19 protein-coding genes are annotated in these 16,799 nt (G+C 61.3%); 10 read left to right on the top strand and 9 right to left on the bottom strand.

Annotation, left to right across the window (positions count from 1 at the left end):
• Positions 1–167: 167 nt before the first annotated feature.
• Together AA309_RS35780 and AA309_RS07655 are read right to left on the bottom strand one after the other, a co-directional pair.
• Positions 168–770: a hypothetical protein gene (locus tag AA309_RS35780; RefSeq protein ID WP_052954535.1), complete on the bottom strand. Its 603-nt coding sequence runs from the start codon at positions 768–770 to the stop codon at positions 168–170.
• Between the two features lie 255 nt (positions 771–1,025).
• A complete protein-coding gene (locus tag AA309_RS07655) occupies positions 1,026–1,661 on the bottom strand; it encodes an SGNH/GDSL hydrolase family protein (RefSeq protein ID WP_047188423.1) in 636 nt (211 codons plus the stop codon).
• A 373-nt stretch (positions 1,662–2,034) separates the two neighbouring features.
• Between AA309_RS07655 and AA309_RS07660 the strand changes: the two genes are divergently transcribed.
• Entirely contained in the window at positions 2,035–2,292 is a 258-nt protein-coding gene (locus tag AA309_RS07660) for a hypothetical protein (RefSeq protein WP_150117434.1), read from the top strand.
• 39 nt (positions 2,293–2,331) lie between these two features.
• On the opposite strand, the gene AA309_RS07665 is transcribed toward AA309_RS07660, so the two are convergent.
• Positions 2,332–2,583, bottom strand: a complete 252-nt coding sequence (locus AA309_RS07665; protein WP_047188425.1) for a hypothetical protein — start codon at positions 2,581–2,583, stop codon at positions 2,332–2,334.
• 83 nt (positions 2,584–2,666) lie between these two features.
• On the opposite strand from AA309_RS07665, the gene AA309_RS07670 reads away from it, so the two are divergent.
• From AA309_RS07670 to AA309_RS31770, 4 genes are all read left to right on the top strand, one after another.
• A complete protein-coding gene (locus tag AA309_RS07670; protein ID WP_047188426.1) occupies positions 2,667–3,041 on the top strand; it encodes an SPW repeat domain-containing protein in 375 nt (124 codons plus the stop codon).
• 70 nt (positions 3,042–3,111) lie between these two features.
• Positions 3,112–3,306 carry a hypothetical protein gene (locus AA309_RS07675; protein ID WP_047188427.1) on the top strand — a complete coding sequence of 65 codons (195 nt, stop codon included), beginning with the start codon at positions 3,112–3,114 and terminating at the stop codon, positions 3,304–3,306.
• A 61-nt stretch (positions 3,307–3,367) separates the two neighbouring features.
• On the top strand, positions 3,368–4,489 hold the full coding sequence (locus AA309_RS07680; protein WP_047188428.1) for an FUSC family protein: 1,122 nt from the start codon (positions 3,368–3,370) through the stop codon (positions 4,487–4,489).
• 2 nt (positions 4,490–4,491) lie between these two features.
• On the top strand, positions 4,492–5,334 hold the full coding sequence (locus tag AA309_RS31770; protein WP_150117435.1) for an alpha/beta hydrolase: 843 nt from the start codon (positions 4,492–4,494) through the stop codon (positions 5,332–5,334).
• 3 nt (positions 5,335–5,337) lie between these two features.
• Here AA309_RS31770 and AA309_RS07690 read toward each other — a convergent pair whose 3' ends face one another.
• Positions 5,338–7,179, bottom strand: a complete 1,842-nt coding sequence (locus AA309_RS07690; protein WP_047188429.1) for an adenine deaminase — start codon at positions 7,177–7,179, stop codon at positions 5,338–5,340.
• 565 nt (positions 7,180–7,744) lie between these two features.
• On the bottom strand, positions 7,745–8,128 hold the full coding sequence (locus AA309_RS07700; protein WP_047188431.1) for a response regulator: 384 nt from the start codon (positions 8,126–8,128) through the stop codon (positions 7,745–7,747).
• A gap of 99 nt (positions 8,129–8,227) precedes the next feature.
• On the opposite strand from AA309_RS07700, the gene AA309_RS07705 reads away from it, so the two are divergent.
• Positions 8,228–8,518: a DUF3572 domain-containing protein gene (locus tag AA309_RS07705; protein WP_047188432.1), complete on the top strand. Its 291-nt coding sequence runs from the start codon at positions 8,228–8,230 to the stop codon at positions 8,516–8,518.
• Between the two features lie 13 nt (positions 8,519–8,531).
• Positions 8,532–9,809, top strand: coding sequence for a DNA polymerase IV (locus AA309_RS07710; RefSeq protein WP_047188433.1), 1,278 nt, complete (start codon positions 8,532–8,534; stop codon positions 9,807–9,809).
• Here AA309_RS07710 and AA309_RS07715 read toward each other — a convergent pair.
• Complete coding sequence (locus tag AA309_RS07715; protein WP_047188434.1) at positions 9,800–10,636, bottom strand: cell envelope integrity EipB family protein; 837 nt, start codon at positions 10,634–10,636, stop codon at positions 9,800–9,802. The two genes, AA309_RS07710 and AA309_RS07715, sit on opposite strands and share 10 nt — an antisense overlap.
• Before the next feature lie 239 nt (positions 10,637–10,875).
• Between AA309_RS07715 and AA309_RS07720 the strand changes: the two genes are divergently transcribed.
• The 3 genes from AA309_RS07720 (at position 10,876) to AA309_RS07730 (ending at position 13,339) form a co-directional block, all read left to right on the top strand.
• Positions 10,876–11,346 carry a RidA family protein gene (locus AA309_RS07720; RefSeq protein ID WP_047188435.1) on the top strand — a complete coding sequence of 157 codons (471 nt, stop codon included), beginning with the start codon at positions 10,876–10,878 and terminating at the stop codon, positions 11,344–11,346.
• Entirely contained in the window at positions 11,343–12,095 is a 753-nt protein-coding gene (locus tag AA309_RS07725; protein WP_047188436.1) for a glycerophosphodiester phosphodiesterase family protein, read from the top strand. Before AA309_RS07720 ends, AA309_RS07725 begins: the two co-directional genes overlap by 4 nt.
• Positions 12,096–12,157: 62 nt before the next feature.
• Positions 12,158–13,339, top strand: coding sequence for a GNAT family N-acetyltransferase (locus AA309_RS07730; protein WP_047188437.1), 1,182 nt, complete (start codon positions 12,158–12,160; stop codon positions 13,337–13,339).
• Here AA309_RS07730 and AA309_RS07735 read toward each other — a convergent pair.
• The 3 genes from AA309_RS07735 to clpA all read right to left on the bottom strand — a co-directional run bounded on the left by AA309_RS07735 (position 13,336) and on the right by clpA (position 16,785).
• Positions 13,336–13,911 carry an NADPH-dependent FMN reductase gene (locus AA309_RS07735; protein WP_150117438.1) on the bottom strand — a complete coding sequence of 192 codons (576 nt, stop codon included), beginning with the start codon at positions 13,909–13,911 and terminating at the stop codon, positions 13,336–13,338. The genes AA309_RS07730 and AA309_RS07735 overlap by 4 nt on opposite strands.
• A gap of 163 nt (positions 13,912–14,074) precedes the next feature.
• Entirely contained in the window at positions 14,075–14,326 is a 252-nt protein-coding gene (locus tag AA309_RS07740) for a hypothetical protein (RefSeq protein WP_047188439.1), read from the bottom strand.
• On the bottom strand, positions 14,323–16,785 hold the full coding sequence (clpA, locus tag AA309_RS07745) for an ATP-dependent Clp protease ATP-binding subunit ClpA (protein WP_047188440.1): 2,463 nt from the start codon (positions 16,783–16,785) through the stop codon (positions 14,323–14,325). The genes AA309_RS07740 and clpA overlap by 4 nt, the downstream gene beginning before the upstream one ends.
• Between the last annotated feature and the right edge of the window lie 14 nt (positions 16,786–16,799).

Genomic DNA, 16,799 nt, shown 5'->3' on the forward strand with positions numbered 1-16,799 from the left:
CGACGCACGGCCGGTCCATACAAACGGGTCAAACGAGGAACTCCCTACCCTCCACAAATGTCTGCTCAGGCCCCACGAGCAGACCAAAGCCTTACTTCCGAGACGTTCAGAATTAAAAAACCGCCCCGTGAGGAGGCGGTTTTTCGTTTGGAGAACAGGACTCGACTTCAGTAATCCATTCTCCTGATGATGCGGCGCTCGCGGATGGAACCGGTCGTGACCACATCGCCGCGGCGGACAGCGCGAACCATGCGGGCGCGCTCGCCATCACGCCGATAGACGGTCCGGACGCGATAGCGCGGTTCGCGATACACGACACGGGTGCGATAGGCGGGCTGGCGGTAGACGACGCGGGTGCGGTAGACCGGGGCCGGCGCATAGACCACACGCGTGGTGACAGGTGCCGCATAGCCGTACCCGTAAGGATTATAGCCGTAGCCATAGGCGGGATAGTTATAGCCATAACGGTAGCCGTAAGCCGGATAGCTGTACCCATAAGCCGGATAGCTGTACCCATAGGACGGATACCCGTAAGCGGGATACCCATAGCCAGGATAGGCATAGGCTGGAGTAGCAGCTGCGGTGATGAGGCCGCCCAGCAGGGCACCACCGACTAGGCCTGCGGCAAGGGCACCGCCACTGCCTCGATGGTGGTGATGATAGTAGCCGCCACGCCAGCCATCACCGCGATAATATCTTTGAGCATGAGCCGAGCCGATGCTGCCAAAGGTTAGCAGAGCGGCACTTGAGAGCAGGATCACCTTTTTCATAACCAACCTCTTCCAAAATGGCGCGCACCATTTGTGCAAAACTAATTTCGAAGATGAAAAAAGGTTCAAAGCTGGGCTGATTCTAAGACTTAATTTACGCGAATATTTATCTTCTGTTCATATTGCATCAAAGTAACACATGTATTGCCGAGGAGTCTGCTTGCGGGAAGAGAACGCTTTCTTCTCTCGATTAGTATTCGCTGAGCTTTGATGCTTCCGAATGTTCAGCCTGCTGCAGCTGAAAGCGACATTCCTCTACTCCGCATAAACCTGCGAGCGTGGGAAGATCGTGTTCCCGGCTACCACCTGTGCGATTGCGCTTGCAATCTTGTCTCCCCCCTTGGCCGAGGGCTCGATCGGGTTGGCATAGTCATCAGGCTCGTTGCAGAGCAGGCGCAGATCGATAAGGGCTAGGCGACGGGAGAAGGCTTCGCGGGTAATCACATCGTTGAAGACGGACAGAGCGGCCACCGCTTGGCGTTGCTCCTGAGGGTCGGGAAAGCGCGCATCGTAGATCGTGCATAGCGCCGTCGGCAAACGATAGCCCACCAACAAATCGAGCATCTTGCGATAGCTCAGGGCGAAGGAATCCCGCACGTCGGCAATCCGGGTCATCACTTCGGCGACGGAACGGGCGCTCTCGCGCAGGATGCCGCTGTTGCCCAGAGCATCGTTGCCGCCGACGCTCAGGATAAGGTGGCTTGCATCCTCCGGCAGGCGGGCGAGTTGGCGCTCAATCCCTGCGGTGACGGCTCCGTCCACGGCACGCATCGTGGCGCGCCACCCTTTTGGGAGTTTGGCCTGGACCAGAGCCAGCACATCCGGCTCTCCTGGTCGCACATAGGCTCCGTTGTCGAATACGCTGTCGCCGAGCAGAACCACGTGGTTCATCAGGCCGCCCCCATCCGCCGCTTCAAGGATGCAGCAACACGACGTATGGAGACGATGTCGGCAATAAAGTAGCGCCTCGGGGCTATGCAGACCGAGCCTGCAGGAGAGCCAGGATCCCGCTCTTGGTCGAAACGCCTCTTCCCGTGACTCGCTCCCTGATCAGTCAGGGTCATCGGCTGCTCCATCGCAAGGGCCTCTGCGGCTTTCTCAGCAAGGAACCCTTCAGCAAGGAGCCCTAAGGAGCCCCTTATGTGACAACTGAAGCCCTGAGGGCGTTGTTCCCCGTTCTGAACTGTCTGGCTTTCGCTCAGGAACAGGTTGTCGCAGGCAACGTTGATCCGCGGGGGTGCTCATCACCTGGGAGGACGATGGAATGATCAAGACTATCAAAGTATCACTGCTGACGATGATGCTGACGGCCTGGAGCGCCATTGCCATGGCGCAAACCTCACCGGGCGGGACCCCTGGCACGCCGGGGACCGGCACATCCTCTCCGACAACAACATCTCCCGGGACTGCAGGCGCCGTTGGTGACGACGGGACCAACTGGCTTTGGATCGTGATCGCCGTTGTGGTGGTCGCGGGGTTGCTCTTCTACTTCCTGGGCCGCAACCGCAGCACGCGGGTCTAGCCTGACAGCCTGTCCTTACGCTCCCGATCAAGCTGGCGCTCACGCGTCAGCTTGAAAGAAGGGTCGGAAATTCTCCAGCCAAGCGGCAAGCCAGTGTTCAAGGGCTGCCTTGGCAGCCTGTTCCGTGGGCCCATAACCCCAAGCGTCTTCTTGAAGGGGCGTCGCCCAGATCCAGAACCTGTTGCTGCCATCATAGGCCACATGGCCCACCTCGACAGGGCCAACGAAGCCTAAGTGACGGTTGAGCGGCACGCCGGCCACCCTGTCCTGCTGCCACTGAATTCTGCTCATCCACGCGATCTAGCGCAGCGCTGCTCGGGGAACAGGCCGCAGGTCGCCACGTTGGCCGCAAGAGGTTTAGAAAGAGACCTGGCATGCGCTTTCTCCCGACCAGCATTCACGGCGTCATCGACTATCTGTGGGGTCTCTCCCTGTTCGCCTCCCCGTGGGTACTCGGCTTTGGAGATGTGCCGGCGGCGAAATGGGTCGCAGTGGTTTTCGGTGTTAGCGCCATCCTCTACTCCATGTTCACAGCCTATGAATTCGGCGTGCTACGCATCCTGCCGATGTCCCTGCATCTGATCCTGGACGGCATGGCAGGCGCATTGCTGGCGGCCTCGCCTTTCCTGCTCGGCTTTTCGGATCAGGTCTACCTGCCCCATCTTCTCTTTGGCCTGTTCTCTGTTGTGGCAAGCCTCGTCACCCGCATGGAAGTCCCGTTGGCGACTGGCCATCGTGAACCGGTATAACTCCCTCCAATTCGCTCTTGCCGGGGCACTCAAGTGAGCGCAGCATCGCTTTCCCTCAAGGGAGGCGACCATGTTCGAACAAGCCGTTCAGGTCAGCGAGGCGCACCGCCAAGGTGCAAGCCAGATGCAGGGCACACTTCGGATGGCGATGAAAGGCTGCCCGAAATGCCGCACGATGCAGATGATCGCATCGCCGGAACTTGGCACCTGCGCCGAATGCGGCTCCAGCCTGCAGGTGCTGGGTAGCAATGCGCGATTCGCTTAAAGCGGAATACGCGTAGTATCGGTTGCGAACCACTCTCTATGCTGTGCGTTCGGAGAATCGCATGGCATCGTCAGGGTGGATCGAACAGGTAATCGGCAGGATCGGAGCACGGCAGGCGGAGCTGAAGCTCGCCCTGCGCGTGACCATTGCCGGCACACTCGCCTTTGCCATCACGAAAGTCTTCAATCTCCCGCAGGGTTACTGGGCGGCGATCACGGCCGTCGTGATCATGCAGGCCAGCGTCGGCGGCTCGCTGAAGGCAGCCGTCGAGCGCTTCATGGGAACGCTCGCAGGCGCGATCTATGGCGGAGCGGTTGCCGCTCTCCTGCCGCACGGCTCTCCCTTGGGCCTTGCCGGCGCCATTGCGGCTGCCCTGTTTCCTCTGGCGCTTCTGGCTGCCGTCAAGCCGAGCTTTCGGGTTGCGCCCGTCACGTCGCTCATCATGCTCTTGCCCCCGACAGGCCAAGCCATCGGCCCCCTCGCCGCCGCCATCGATCGGGTGGCGGAGATCACCCTCGGCAACATCGTGGGCGTCGTCGTGTCCCTGTTCGTGTTGCCGGCACGCGCGCATACACTGATGGTGGAAGCCGCCGCCAAGGTCGTGTCTCTCAATGCCAACCTGATCGAGGTTCTCGTCGGCGAACTCGCCGCAGACCCGAAAGGAAGAAGCGCTCTTCAGACGATTCATCCGCAGATCCGCGCGGCTCTCAAGAAAGCGGAAGCAGCGGCGGATGAAGCAGTGCGTGAGCGCAAAAGCCATCTCACCGATGCCGCCGACCCGGAGCCGCTCATCCGCACGCTTTACCGTGTGCGCCACGACCTTGTGATGATCGGCCGCGCCGCCGCCAATCCTCTGCCGGAACGCGTGCTCGACAAGCTCGGGCCTTCTCTTCTGAGGTTGCGCGATGAAACCTGCACGCTGCTTCTTGGGCTAGCCAAGGCTTTGAGGACCCGCAGGCTGCCTCCGGATTCGACGGGCTTCGAAGAAGCGCTCCACACCTTCGTAAGCGAGACGGAAGCCCTGCGCTCCCACGCCCTTTCTCACGATTTGCCTTATGGCAGCTTCGGTCAGGTCTTTGCCCTCAGCTTTGCCTTCGAGCAGTTCCGGAAAGACCTGGAAGATCTCATGGCCCGCTCCGAGGAACTGGCGGCACATCGCTCTCACGAGACAGCCGAGAGTTGATCGTGAGCACTCTCGATCATCCCAGGTCAAACCGCATGTGGTTGCTCTACCTCCTCCTTGGCATCGCCCTTCTTTATGCGAGCTTGGTATCAGTTGCGGCGCTGTCCCAGACGAAACTGCTGTTTCCCACCCAAATGGCAGCAGCCAACAAGCCTGCCCTGCCCCGCTCCGCCGAACGGCTTGAACTGACGACACCGGACGGCGAGAGGCTGATTGGCGTGCGGCTCGGCACCCCATCCGATGTGAAGGCTCTCCTCTTGGGATTCGGCGGCAACGCCTGGAATGCGGAAGCCATGGCGCTTTATCTGCATGGTCTTTTTCCCGACCACGAGGTGATCGCATTTCACTACCGCGGCTATCCGCCGAGTAGTGGCGCGCCCAGCGCAAAGGCCTTGCTCAGCGACTCACTGACGATCTTCGATCATTGGCAACAAACCCAATCACGCAAGGTCGTTGCGGTTGGTTTCAGCGTCGGCAGCGGCGTGGCGGCCTATCTCTCCCATCATCGCACACTTGCCGGATTGATCCTGGTTACGCCCTTCGATTCATTGAGAGCTCTGGCCCGCGAGCACTTCGCATGGGCTCCAACGGGCCTGCTTCTGCGCCATCACATGCCGACGATCGACTTTGTCCGTGATCGACCGACACCCACCGCCTTGATTGCGGCCGGACGCGATACGATTGTTCCGGCACGTCGGAGCGAGCCGTTGCGAGGTGCGATTCCCAATCTGGTTCTCGACCGCACCATTGCGGAAGCCGGGCATAACGATCTCTACAATCTCCCGGCTTTCGCAGCCGCCATGCGTGAGGCTGTGGCGCTGATCGAGGATGCCGCGCCTCAATAGCTCTTATCCTTCGTACAGCGGCACCAGTTCCATCTCTGGCACGAGCACCAGGCCCTTGTCGGTGATGCGGATTTCCGGGATCACGGAGAGCGGGATCAGGTTGAAGCCCATATACGCGATCTTGCAGCCTGCCTTCTCCCACACGGCCTTCAGCGCCCGCGTTTCCTCCGCCACCTCCATCACGCGCTTGTCGGAGAGAAGCCCCGCAATCGGCAGCGGCACCATGGCGATGATCTTGCCTTGATCCACCACGCAGACCCCACCTTGGGATTGGATGAGAGCATCGAGCGCGACTCCCATGTCGGCCTCGTTGGTGCCCGCGACGATGAGGTTGTGGGAGTCATGACCCACACTGCTCGCCACCGCGCCACTCTTGAGGCCGAAATCCTTGAGCAGTCCATGCGCCACGCCCTCGCCGCCGGAGCGTCCGTGACGTTCGATGACGGTTACGAAGGTGAGATCGTTCTTGGTAAGAAGTACGTCCCAGTTCTCCTCCTTCTCCAACCTCACCTTGTCGTGGAACAGCACGATGCCCGGCAGCGCCACACGGATCACGTTGGCGGTGCAGGCCTCTGTCGGAAGCTCCGGGATCAGCTTTGGAATGCTCGGGATGTGCACCGTGCGATAGGCTTCCTCTGGATAGCGGTAGCGGTTGGAGAGCGCCTGGTCGAGCACGGGCGTGATCTTTGCGTTCTCGACAACGAGTTCGCCGCCATACCAAGTGTTCTGCACCTTCAGGTCATCGTCGAGCAACACGACATCGGCACGGCGTCCGCCGCCTAAGCCCCCGATCTCGCCTTCCATGCCAAAGCGCGTGGCCGGATGCAGCGAGCCCATGCTCCAGGCCTGCTCGCGGCCCATACCCGCGCTGCGCGCTTCACGCGTGACCCAATCCATGCCGAACATCATGAGATCGTCTGCATCGCGATCATCCGTGCAGACACAGACGCGCTTGTGCGAGGATCCGAGCTCCGTGATGGTTTTGATGGCTTCCGGCAGCGAATGCCAAGGCGTGGTTGGCGGGCCGCCGCGCAGGAATATCCACACACCTGCATCGAGAAGATCGTCGGCGATGTCGCGGTCGATGGCTTCGTGCGTATCCGTTACGCCGCTCGCCGCATAAGCTGCTACGAATTCGCGTCCATAAATGTGGCCCGAAACCGGCCTGCCGCGTTCGAGAGCTGCGGCGAGGATCGCGTGGCTTCGCTCGTCACCCATGGTGACGGGTACGAAATCCATCTTCTCGCCGAGCGCTGCTGCCTCGGGCCAACGGTCGAAGAGCGCCGCGATCTTTTCAGGCGTGAGATCGCCGCCTGCTGTTTCGAGGTCGGGTGACGTTGCCGGCACGGTACTCGGCACGGTGAGGAAGATGGAGAGCGGCGCATGGCGCGCATCTTCCAGCATCATCTCGATACCGGCTGCATCCATTACGTTGCCGATCTCGTGGCTGTCGCAGAAGATCGTCGTCGTGCCGTTAAGAAGCGCCGCTTCAGCGTAAGCGCATGCTGTGACCATGCTGCTCTCGATATGGATGTGCGGATCGACAAGCCCCGGCGCGATGATGCCGCCCCGGGCGTCATAGAAGCGACCCGGCGTGCCGTTCACTTGGCGGTAGGCGCCAGCCGGCTTCACGGCGGCAATGCGCCCACCTGAGATCCACACTTCCCGCGCGGGCGCGATGCGCTCGCTATAGGTTGAGAGCACCCGCGCGCCGGTGATCACCAGGTCTGCCGGAGCGCGGCCCGAGGCAACGTCCGCAAGCCGCCGGGTCATGGTCGAAAGAGGCGCCACTGAAAACCGCGTCAGGGCCGATCTCGGGGGCAGTGAAGGCGTGCGTTGATCCATGGTCCGGTCCCCTTTTCGCGAGGCTGATGCTCTGCGAGGAGTTCCCAACGGCATCGGCCAATCTGGATTAATAGTCACGGCCAAGCTTACGCTGCAAGAAAGCACCGTGACTATTCTCGATTCATGCACCGACGATAGGCTTGGGCACGAAGGGAGATGAAAAGGAAGCTAGCGCATCGTGCGGAAAAGTGGACCCGGCTTTCCGCCCCGAACGATGCGCTCCCCTCAAGGCCTCAAAAGGTTTGCGACAGGCCGGCGCACGGCGATCAGGCAATAAAAAAGCGCCTTGCGGCGCTGCTTTCGGCAATTGGAGGTGGCCAGCTGGGAAGCGGTGTTGAGGAGGCAACGATCCGCCCCCAGCCTGGCCGAGCCCACGAAGTCCCAGGAGATGCGGCGGACCTGAGCATCCGTAGGGCATTTCTTCCGCGGCTGCGGAATGTTGGCTTGAACATATTGAAAACATGGGCAGATGCAAGCGCCTATGTGCCTGAAAAGCTGCATTTTCCCAGAAAAGTTAATAGGACGGCTTTATTCTACGAAAAACTGCCCTAACGGAACTTGACAGTTAAGGTGAAGCTCGATCCGCTTCCAGGTATGTTTTCACAGTAGCAATGAACTTGGCCACGGAAATCGGCTTGGACATATAGGCCTCGCAGCCGCCCTCGCGGATACGCTCCTCGTCGCCCTTCATGGCGAAGGCCGTGATGGCGATCACGGGAATCGACTTCAGTTCCTCGTCCGCCTTGAGCCAGCGGGTTACCTCAAGGCCCGAGACCTCGGGCAGCTGGATATCCATGAGGATCAGATCCGGCTTATGAGCGCGCGCCAGCTCCATGGCTTCGATGCCGTGGCTGGTCTTCAGCGTGGCATAGCCATGGGCCTCGAGGAGATCGTTGAAGAGCTTCATGTTGAGTTCGTTGTCCTCAACGATGAGCACGGTCTTCTTCATTGGCGCTGTCCCGGGGCCAAGTTAGTATTTCACCGGCCCATTCTGTCTTCAGATGATATAGTTAGGGCATAACCTATTGATGAAGTGCAAACCGACAGCATGAACACTCCCTTAAAAAGGATGAACCGGGACGAGGCCGAGACCATTGCTCTGAGCGCCTTCGCGTTCATCACGAGCGATGAGGAACGTATGGGTCGCTTTCTGGCAGTTTCGGGGCTAAGGCCCGATACGATCCGCTCGGCGGCCTCGGAACCCGGCTTTTTCGCCGGAATCCTCGATTACATCGCCGCCGACGAGCCTCTTCTGATTGCCCTGGCGAAGGAAATGAACACCAAGCCGGAGCACATCATGGCAGCCCATTGGACCCTCTCGCCCTCCGAGTTCGACTAACCGCCCTCACGCCATGAGCAGCGCTCCCTTCTGCCGCGATTGCCTCAACCTCGCAGCCTCGCCCCTGGCGGAGCGGTGTGCCGCCTGCGGGTCGCCGCGCCTGCTGCGGCACAAGGAGCGCGACACTCTCTCCATCGCCCATGTGGATTGCGATGCCTTCTTTGCGGCGGTGGAGAAGCGAGACGACGCGAGTCTCGCCAACAAACCGGTGATCATCGGCGGTGGCAAGCGTGGGGTGGTGTCGACCGCCTGCTACGTGGCTCGCACCTACGGCGTGCGCTCGGCCATGCCCATGTTCCAGGCCTTGAAGCTATGCCCTCACGCGGTGGTGATCCCGCCGAACGGCGAGAAATACCGCAAGGCGGGACACGAGGTGCGCGAACTGATGCTGGAATTGACGCCGCTCGTGGAGCCGGTTTCCATCGATGAGGCCTTTCTCGACCTCACGGGAACCGAGCGGCTCCATCACGGCAGCCCGGCTTTGACGCTCGCCCGCTTCGCCCACAAGGTGGAGGAGGAGATCGGGATCACGATCTCGGTTGGGCTCTCCTATAACAAGTTCCTCGCCAAGATCGCCTCGGATTTCCAGAAGCCGCGCGGGTTCTCGATCATCGGACGGGAGGAGGCTCCCGCCTTCCTGGCGGACAAGCCCGTCGGCATCATCCCCGGCATCGGAGCCTCCGCTCAAGCACGGCTTGCGAAGGTGGGCGTCACGCAGATCGCGCATCTGCGCGACGTTCCCCTTAAGATTCTGTTCGAAGCCTTGGGCAGGGACGCCCAGCGGCTTTCACGCCTCGCCTGGGCCGAGGACACGCGGCGCGTGACACCGGAACGGGAGACCAAGAGCATCTCGGCGGAGACCACGTTCGACATGGATCTGAAATCCTTCGACGATCTGGAGCCGATCCTCTGGCGCCTCTCGGAAAAGGTCTCACGACGTCTGAAGGCGGCGGAACTTGCCGGGCGGAGCGTAACCTTGAAGCTGAAGGACAAGGACTTCCGGCTTCTCACCCGTACCCGTTCAGGCCTCGCCCCCACGCAGCTTGCCGCGCGTTTATTCGAGCCTGCAAGGCAACTCCTGAAAGCCTCATGCGACGGTACGGCCTATCGCCTGATCGGCATTGGCGCTGCGGATCTGTGCGATGGTGGCGAGGCAGATAAAGGCGATCTGGCGGATCAGAGCGTGATCAAGCAGGCTCAGATGGAATCCGCCATCGACAAAATCCGCGACAAGTTCGGAGCCGCAGCCCTTCAGAAGGGCATCGCGCTGCGCAACAAGCCTCAGCGCTGACAGGTGCTCGTGACGGCCGGAACCTCCAGGCTCTTGAGGTCGCCCTTCAAGGCGAAGTCGCCGTAATCGATCTTCAGAGCGCGGGCGATGCCGTTCTCGTAAAGCTCCAGTGAAATCTTATAGACCGGCTCCCGGTCGGCACTGCCCTCTTCATAATAGCTGATGGTCACGGGCCAGCGCGGCGTCTTCGCCAAGACTTCCTGATGTACCGGTCCCTCTAGGTTGCCCCCTGCTCCCGGCTCGATCTTGCGGCCGATCAGGCTCAGGGTCTCATAAATCTTCTTGCCGTCATCCGAGCCGTCATAGACCCGAACCGAATAGGTGGTTTCCCCCTTCCGGGCCATTTCGATCAGGCGCCTCATGTGCTCGGTCGGAAAAGTCGGCTGCCCCGCGGCCGCGAAGGTCTCATTGCGGGGCTGCTTGAAGCGGACATCAAGCGAGCCATCGGGCCGCAACTGAGCATCGCCGTCGACGCCGTCCCGCACAAGCCCCTGTGTGGTCGATGAACTCTTGAAACGCATCGACAGGCCATCGCCCGACTCAAAGGTGGTAGTCTGCGTATCGAGGGTGCGCGAGCCGGAGTCGCCGCCGTCGAGCACAGTGACCTGGCGGTAGTTCAGCGTGTAGCCGTCGCAGGCATCGCCGGCGAATTCCATGGCGATGCGCCCTTTTGCCGCCTCGACGCCCTTGGTGCCACCCGAGCGCAGGAGCGACAAATCATACACGGCCCTGTGCGGCACAAGGACAACGGGTGTCCTGGCGGCTTCCGCCCAAGCGGGGCTGAGAATGGCGAAGGTCAGGCCGGTGGCCACGATAAGGGAACGCATGACATCTCCAGGTTTCGCCTTGAGCATCGGACGAGAAAAGTGGAATGCACTTTTGGGATTCAATCCGATGCTCCCTTGTTTAGCGGCGTATCGTTGAAAGCGGAAAACCGGATCCACTTTTCCGCATGATGCGCCAAGCGAAAATAGGAGCACCTTGAGGACAGGGCAATGTTCCGCCTTGCGTCCTAACGCGCCATCCGCCACAAATCCCCCACACTGTTACACGCAGAGGGAACCCCATGAGCGCAGTCGACAAGAAACTTCAGGAGCTGGGAATCACCCTGCCGACTCCGGCAGCCCCCGTCGCCAATTACGTCCCGTTCGTGCGCACCGGCAACCTGGTCATCATCTCAGGCCAGCTCTGCCTCGGCCTGGACGGCAAGCTCGCCGATGCCCACAAGGGCAAGCTCGGTGCAGAGATCTCTCCGGAGGTCGGCCAGCAGGCTGCGCGGCTTTGCGCGATCAATCTGCTCGCTCAGCTCAAAGCGGCTGTCGGCGATCTCGACAACGTCACGCGCTGCGTGCGTCTCGGCGGATTCATCAACGCCGTGCCCACCTTCGCCGCGCTTGCGCCTGTCATGAACGGTGCGTCGGACCTCATGGTCGAGGTGCTCGGCGATGCGGGCCGTCACGCCCGCTCCACCATCGGCGTCGCCGAGCTGCCGCTCGATGCCTGTGTCGAAGTCGAAGGAATGTTCGAAGTCAAATGAGCACGCCCAGCTGGCTTGTCGCGAAGCCGATCGCTCATCGCGGCCTCCATAACAAGGCAAACGGCGTCATCGAGAACACCCTCTCGGCTGCGGAAGCCGCCATCGCGCGCGGCTTCCCCATCGAGCTCGATGTTCAGCTGACCGCCGACAATGAGGCCATCGTGTTCCACGATTTCGAGCTGGATCGCCTTACCGGCGAGACCGGCCTGGTCGCCGAACGCAACCTCTCTGCTCTCACGGGGATCGGAATTTCCGGAACCATGGGCGGGGATAATATTCCCGCGTTCAAGGACTATCTTGCCAGGATCGCCGGGCGCACCCCGCTGGTCATCGAGATCAAGAGCAAGTTCAACGGCGATATGCGTCTGACCAAGCGCGTGATCGAGATCCTGAACGACTATAGCGGTCCCTTCGTGGTGAAGTCCTTCGATCCGGACATCGTTGCCTACTTGCGCCACTATGCGCCAAACATCACGCGCGGCTTCATCGGCGAGCTGGAATATGCCTCGAAGTCCGACAGCTTCCTCAGCCCTGAGCAGAAGCACCGGTTCGCGAACCTACTGCATTTCGAAGAGACGCAGCCGCACTTCCTGTCCTGGCGCGTGAAGGACCTGCCCTGTGCGTCGACCTACCTCAGCAGGCTTCTGGGCCACCTGCCCGTCATGACCTGGACCGTGCGCAATCCGGAAGACCGCGCCCGCGCCGAGAAGCATGCGGACCAGATGGTGTTTGAGGGCTTCCTGCCCTAACCGTTGCAAGGATCCCGCCGAGTGATTAGCTCTAGGCTTGAACGGCGGGATCCTTCCACTCAGTGACATTCCAAGTCAAAATCGCCCAAGGCCTGAAAGCGGTCTCTGCCGCCGCCTGGGATGCCTGTGCCCTGAAAACAGGCTCGGGCGATGACGATCCGTTCAACCCCTTCGTTTCCTATGCCTTTCTGTCCGCGCTGGAGGATTCCGGCTGCGTTGGTGCGAAGACCGGTTGGGCCCCCGTGCATGTGCTGGTCGAGGACGAGGGCGGAGCCTTGCTCGGCGCGGCCCCCTGCTATGTGAAATCTCACTCTCAGGGTGAGTACGTGTTCGACCATTCGTGGGCGGATGCCTATGAGCGAGCGGGCGGGCGCTATTACCCCAAGCTTCAGGTCTCCGTCCCCTTCACGCCCGTCACCGGCCCTCGCCTTCTCGTGCCGAATGGGCCGCAGGCCGGGAATGTGCGGGCTCATCTGATCGCGGGCCTGCGCGCGTTACGGGATCAGATCGGAGCCTCCTCGATTCATGCCACCTTCCTCCAGCAGGACGATCTTGAGGCGTTCACGGACCACGATTTCCTGCGGCGCGACGACCAGCAGTTTCACTGGCTCAATGAAGGCTACAGCAGCTTCGATGATTTCATGAGCGCCCTCACCTCCCGCAAGCGCAAGGCTATCAAGCGCGAGCGGCGGGATGCCCTCGCGAACGACATCTCGATCGAATGGGTGACAGGGCCTGAGATCACGGAAGCCCATTGGGATGCGTTCTTCGCCTTCTACATGGATACGGGTTCGCGCAAATGGGGGCGGCCTTATCTCAACCGCCGCTTCTTTTCGCTCATCGGCGAGCGCATGGCCGACCGGGTGCTGCTCGTCATGGCCAAACGCGAGGGGCGCCATATCGCGGGCGCCATCAATTTCATGGGCGACACGCGGCTTTATGGACGCAACTGGGGCTGCATCGAGGATCATCCCTTCCTGCATTTCGAGGTCTGCTATTATCAGGCCATCGAGTTCGCCATCGCACGCGGTCTCGACCGGGTGGAAGCGGGCGCCCAGGGCGAGCATAAACTCGCGCGGGGTTATCAACCGGTGATCACCTCATCGGCCCATGACATCGCCGACCCGGCGTTACGCCGGGCGGTGCAGGCCTATCTCCAGCAGGAGCGTGCCTACGTGTCCGAGGCCGCCAAGGAACTGGCGGAGGCCACGCCTTTCAAGTACCGGAATGAAAACCAGGACTAGGAATCCAGCGTCTTTTGCTGCGCCGAACGGGCAAAAGCGACGAAGCCCTTCAGGTATGCCCGAAGCTGCTCCTCGATCTTCTGATCTGCGAATGTTCCATCCTGGTTGAACACAGTCTGGGCCCGGGACACCATCAAGCGTTTCCCCGACCAGAGCTCCGCCCCCAAGGTGCGCAGGACCGGAAGCCAGGCATTCTGGGACAGGATGGTTCCGAAACCGCCAGGAGAAGCGCCGATCAGCGCAACGGGCTTACCGCCGAAAACACGTGGGATATCGGCCGGTGGGCGGGAGAGCCAATCGATGGCATTCTTGAACACGCCAGGGATCGAGTTGTTGTATTCCGGCGTCACCAGAAGCAGCCCGTCCGCAGCCGCGATTGCTCCCTTTAGGGCAGAAACCTGCTCTGGAACTCCCTCGGCCGCCTCCACGTCGCCGTCGTACAGCGGAATGCCGCGGATGGTCTCGATGACGAGTTCAGAATCCTCCGGCATCAGCCCCGCTGCGCTCCGCAGCAGTGCCGAGTTGTATGAGGCTTGGCGCAGGCTTCCAGAAAGGCCGATCAGCTTCGTCACGTTGACCTCGTGTTCCATCAGGGGCTTATCACAGGTTAACGTACCCTGCGGGAAAGTGGATGCTCTTTCCTAAGCAGGATGTGGCGCTTGAAAAGGCAAAAGCCGCACCGGCTTCTTGGCCGATGCGGCTTTTCGAAAGTCAGGTCCCGGAGATCTGCTCTCGTTAAAGAGCATCGGTGATGGTCTTGAGACCGTCCATCAGGGCCGCCGGAGACGTTCCGAGCGCGGCGAGCCCCACATTCAGCAGCCAGTAGCAGCCGAAAATGATGGCGGGCACGAGGATCCAGCCGAGGACTTCCTCGAACCACACCCGCCGCCGCCGGCGCTGCTCGCGCTTTTCGCGCCAGGACAGCTTCGGCGGAGGCTCGATGATCCGGGTGGCCTCGATCGGGGCCTCATGCAACTCAGTCGTCATGCTCTAACCAATGGAACCTTGGGAACAGTACGGATACCTCCGCCCCCATTACCACCTGATCCCTTCGGTTTCACGGACTTTTTCGTCTTGGAGGAAGCCGACTTCGCCCGCGGCTTCTTCTTGGCGGCCACCACGACCTTTTCAGGCTTCGGCTTGACCGGGCCCTCGAGGTACTCGAAGCCGAGGCTCTGCAGGCCGATCTCGTCCGTGTTGACCACGACCTTGACCGCGCCGCCGTTCTTCAGGCGTCCGAACAGCACCTCATCCGCCAGCGGCGTCTTGATGGTGGACTGGATCAGGCGGCCCATTGGGCGAGCGCCCATGGCCTCGTCGTATCCGTGCTCGACCAGCCAGTCGCGGGCCTCGTCGGTGAGCTCGATGGACACGTTGCGGTCCGCGAGCTGCGCATCAAGCTGCATGACGAACTTGTCGACCACCTTCTGCACCACCTCCTTCGGCAGGTGGCCGAAGGAAATGACCGCGTCGAGACGGTTGCGGAATTCCGGTGTGAACAGCTTGTTGATCGCCTCCGTGTCCTCGCCCTCACGCTTGGTGCGGGTGAAGCCATAGGCCGGACGGGCCATGTCGGCGGCGCCCGCATTCGTGGTCATGATGATGATCACGTTGCGGAAATCGACCTGCTTGCCGTTATGATCCGTCAGCTTTCCGTGGTCCATGACCTGGAGCAGGATGTTGAACAGATCCGGATGCGCCTTCTCGATCTCGTCGAGCAGAAGCACGCAATGCGGATGCTGGTCCACGCCATCGGTCAGGAGACCGCCCTGATCGAAGCCCACATAGCCGGGAGGCGCGCCGATCAGCCGGCTGACCGTGTGTCGCTCCATGTACTCCGACATATCGAAGCGCAGGAGCTCAACACCGAGCGAGGCCGCGAGCTGCTTGGCTACCTCCGTCTTGCCGACACCCGTAGGGCCCGCGAAGAGGTAGGAACCGATGGGCTTCTCCGCATCACGCAGGCCCGCACGGGCGAGCTTGATGGCGGAGGACAGGGCCTCGATGGCCTTGTCCTGACCATAGACCACCCGCTTCAGGGTCTCCTGCAGGTGCTCGAGCACCTCCGCATCGTCCTTCGACACGGTCTTGGGCGGGATGCGCGCCATGGTGGCGATGGTGGCCTCGATCTCCTTGATGCCGATGGTCTTCTTGCGACGGCCTTCGGGCAGGAGCATCTGCGACGCGCCGGTCTCGTCGATCACGTCGATCGCCTTGTCCGGCAGCTTGCGGTCGTTGATGTAGCGGGCGGAGAGCTCCACCGCCGCCTTGACGGCCTCGTTGGTATACTTAAGCTTGTGGAAATTCTCGAAGTACGGCTTCAGGCCCTTCACGATCTCGATGGCATCCGGCAGCGACGGCTCGTTCACGTCGATCTTCTGGAAGCGACGAACGAGAGCGCGGTCCTTCTCGAAATACTGGCGGTATTCCTTGTAGGTCGTGGAGCCGATGCAGCGCAGCGTGCCCTGAGCGAGCGCGGGCTTGAGCAGGTTCGAGGCATCCATCGCGCCGCCGGAGGTCGCACCGGCACCGATGACGGTGTGGATCTCGTCGATGAACATGATCGCGTTTGGGTGTGACTCGATCTCCTTCATCACCTGCTTCAGGCGCTCCTCGAAGTCACCGCGATAGCGGGTGCCGGCGAGCAGAGTGCCCATGTCGAGGGCGAAGACCGTGGCGCCCTGGAGAACTTCCGGCACCTCGCCCTGCACAATCTTGCGGGCAAGGCCTTCCGCGATGGCGGTCTTGCCGACGCCGGGATCGCCGACGAGGAGCGGGTTGTTCTTCTGACGGCGGCAGAGAACTTGGATCGTGCGCTGCACCTCGGCCTCGCGGCCGATCAACGGATCGATCTTACCTTCCTTGGCCTTCTTGTTCAGATTGACGCAGTAAGCCTCGAGCGCATCGCCCTTCTTCTTGCCGCGCGTATCGGACTCGTCCTGGGTCGGACGCTCATTGGAGGATTCCTCCTCCGTGCCACGCGGCGAGCGGCTCTCGGTGAGGCCCGGGCGCTTGGCGATGCCGTGGCTGATATAGTTCACGGCGTCGTAGCGGGTCATGTCCTGCTCTTGCAGGAAATAGGCGGCATGGCTCTCGCGCTCGGCGAAGATCGCGACGAGCACGTTGGCACCGGTCACCTCGTCGCGGCCCGAGGACTGGACATGGATCACAGCGCGCTGGATCACGCGCTGGAAACCGGCCGTCGGCTTGGAATCCTGGCGTCCATCGGCAACAAGGTTGGCGAGCTCGCTGTCAACGTAATCGACCAGGTTCCGGCGAAGGACATCGAGATCGACATTGCAGGCCCGCATCACGGCGGCCGCATCCTGGTCGTCGATCAGTGCGAGGAGGAGGTGTTCGAGGGTTGCATATTCGTGGCGGCGCTCGCCCGCGAGAGCGAGGGCTCGGTGAAGGGCTTGTTCAAGACTGCGAGAAAAGCTCGGCAACGGCTTGTCCTTTA

This window comes from Microvirga vignae (assembly GCF_001017175.1).
GTDB classification, from domain to species: Bacteria; Pseudomonadota; Alphaproteobacteria; order Rhizobiales; family Beijerinckiaceae; genus Microvirga; species Microvirga vignae.

Excerpts from the sequence above, each read along its gene's own strand:
- AA309_RS35780 (WP_052954535.1), bottom strand. The coding sequence starts at position 770 with ATGAAAAAGGTGATCCTGCTCTCAAGTGCCGCTCTGCTAACCTTTGGC.
- AA309_RS07655 (WP_047188423.1), bottom strand. The coding sequence starts at position 1,661 with ATGAACCACGTGGTTCTGCTCGGCGACAGCGTATTCGACAACGGAGCC.
- AA309_RS07660 (WP_150117434.1), top strand. The coding sequence starts at position 2,035 with ATGATCAAGACTATCAAAGTATCACTGCTGACGATGATGCTGACGGCC.
- AA309_RS07665 (WP_047188425.1), bottom strand. The coding sequence starts at position 2,583 with ATGAGCAGAATTCAGTGGCAGCAGGACAGGGTGGCCGGCGTGCCGCTC.
- AA309_RS07670 (WP_047188426.1), top strand. The coding sequence starts at position 2,667 with ATGCGCTTTCTCCCGACCAGCATTCACGGCGTCATCGACTATCTGTGG.
- AA309_RS07675 (WP_047188427.1), top strand. The coding sequence starts at position 3,112 with ATGTTCGAACAAGCCGTTCAGGTCAGCGAGGCGCACCGCCAAGGTGCA.
- AA309_RS07680 (WP_047188428.1), top strand. The coding sequence starts at position 3,368 with ATGGCATCGTCAGGGTGGATCGAACAGGTAATCGGCAGGATCGGAGCA.
- AA309_RS07690 (WP_047188429.1), bottom strand. The coding sequence starts at position 7,179 with ATGGATCAACGCACGCCTTCACTGCCCCCGAGATCGGCCCTGACGCGG.
- AA309_RS07700 (WP_047188431.1), bottom strand. The coding sequence starts at position 8,128 with ATGAAGAAGACCGTGCTCATCGTTGAGGACAACGAACTCAACATGAAG.
- AA309_RS07705 (WP_047188432.1), top strand. The coding sequence starts at position 8,228 with ATGAACACTCCCTTAAAAAGGATGAACCGGGACGAGGCCGAGACCATT.
- AA309_RS07710 (WP_047188433.1), top strand. The coding sequence starts at position 8,532 with ATGAGCAGCGCTCCCTTCTGCCGCGATTGCCTCAACCTCGCAGCCTCG.
- AA309_RS07715 (WP_047188434.1), bottom strand. The coding sequence starts at position 10,636 with ATGCGTTCCCTTATCGTGGCCACCGGCCTGACCTTCGCCATTCTCAGC.
- AA309_RS07720 (WP_047188435.1), top strand. The coding sequence starts at position 10,876 with ATGAGCGCAGTCGACAAGAAACTTCAGGAGCTGGGAATCACCCTGCCG.
- AA309_RS07725 (WP_047188436.1), top strand. The coding sequence starts at position 11,343 with ATGAGCACGCCCAGCTGGCTTGTCGCGAAGCCGATCGCTCATCGCGGC.
- AA309_RS07740 (WP_047188439.1), bottom strand. The coding sequence starts at position 14,326 with ATGACGACTGAGTTGCATGAGGCCCCGATCGAGGCCACCCGGATCATC.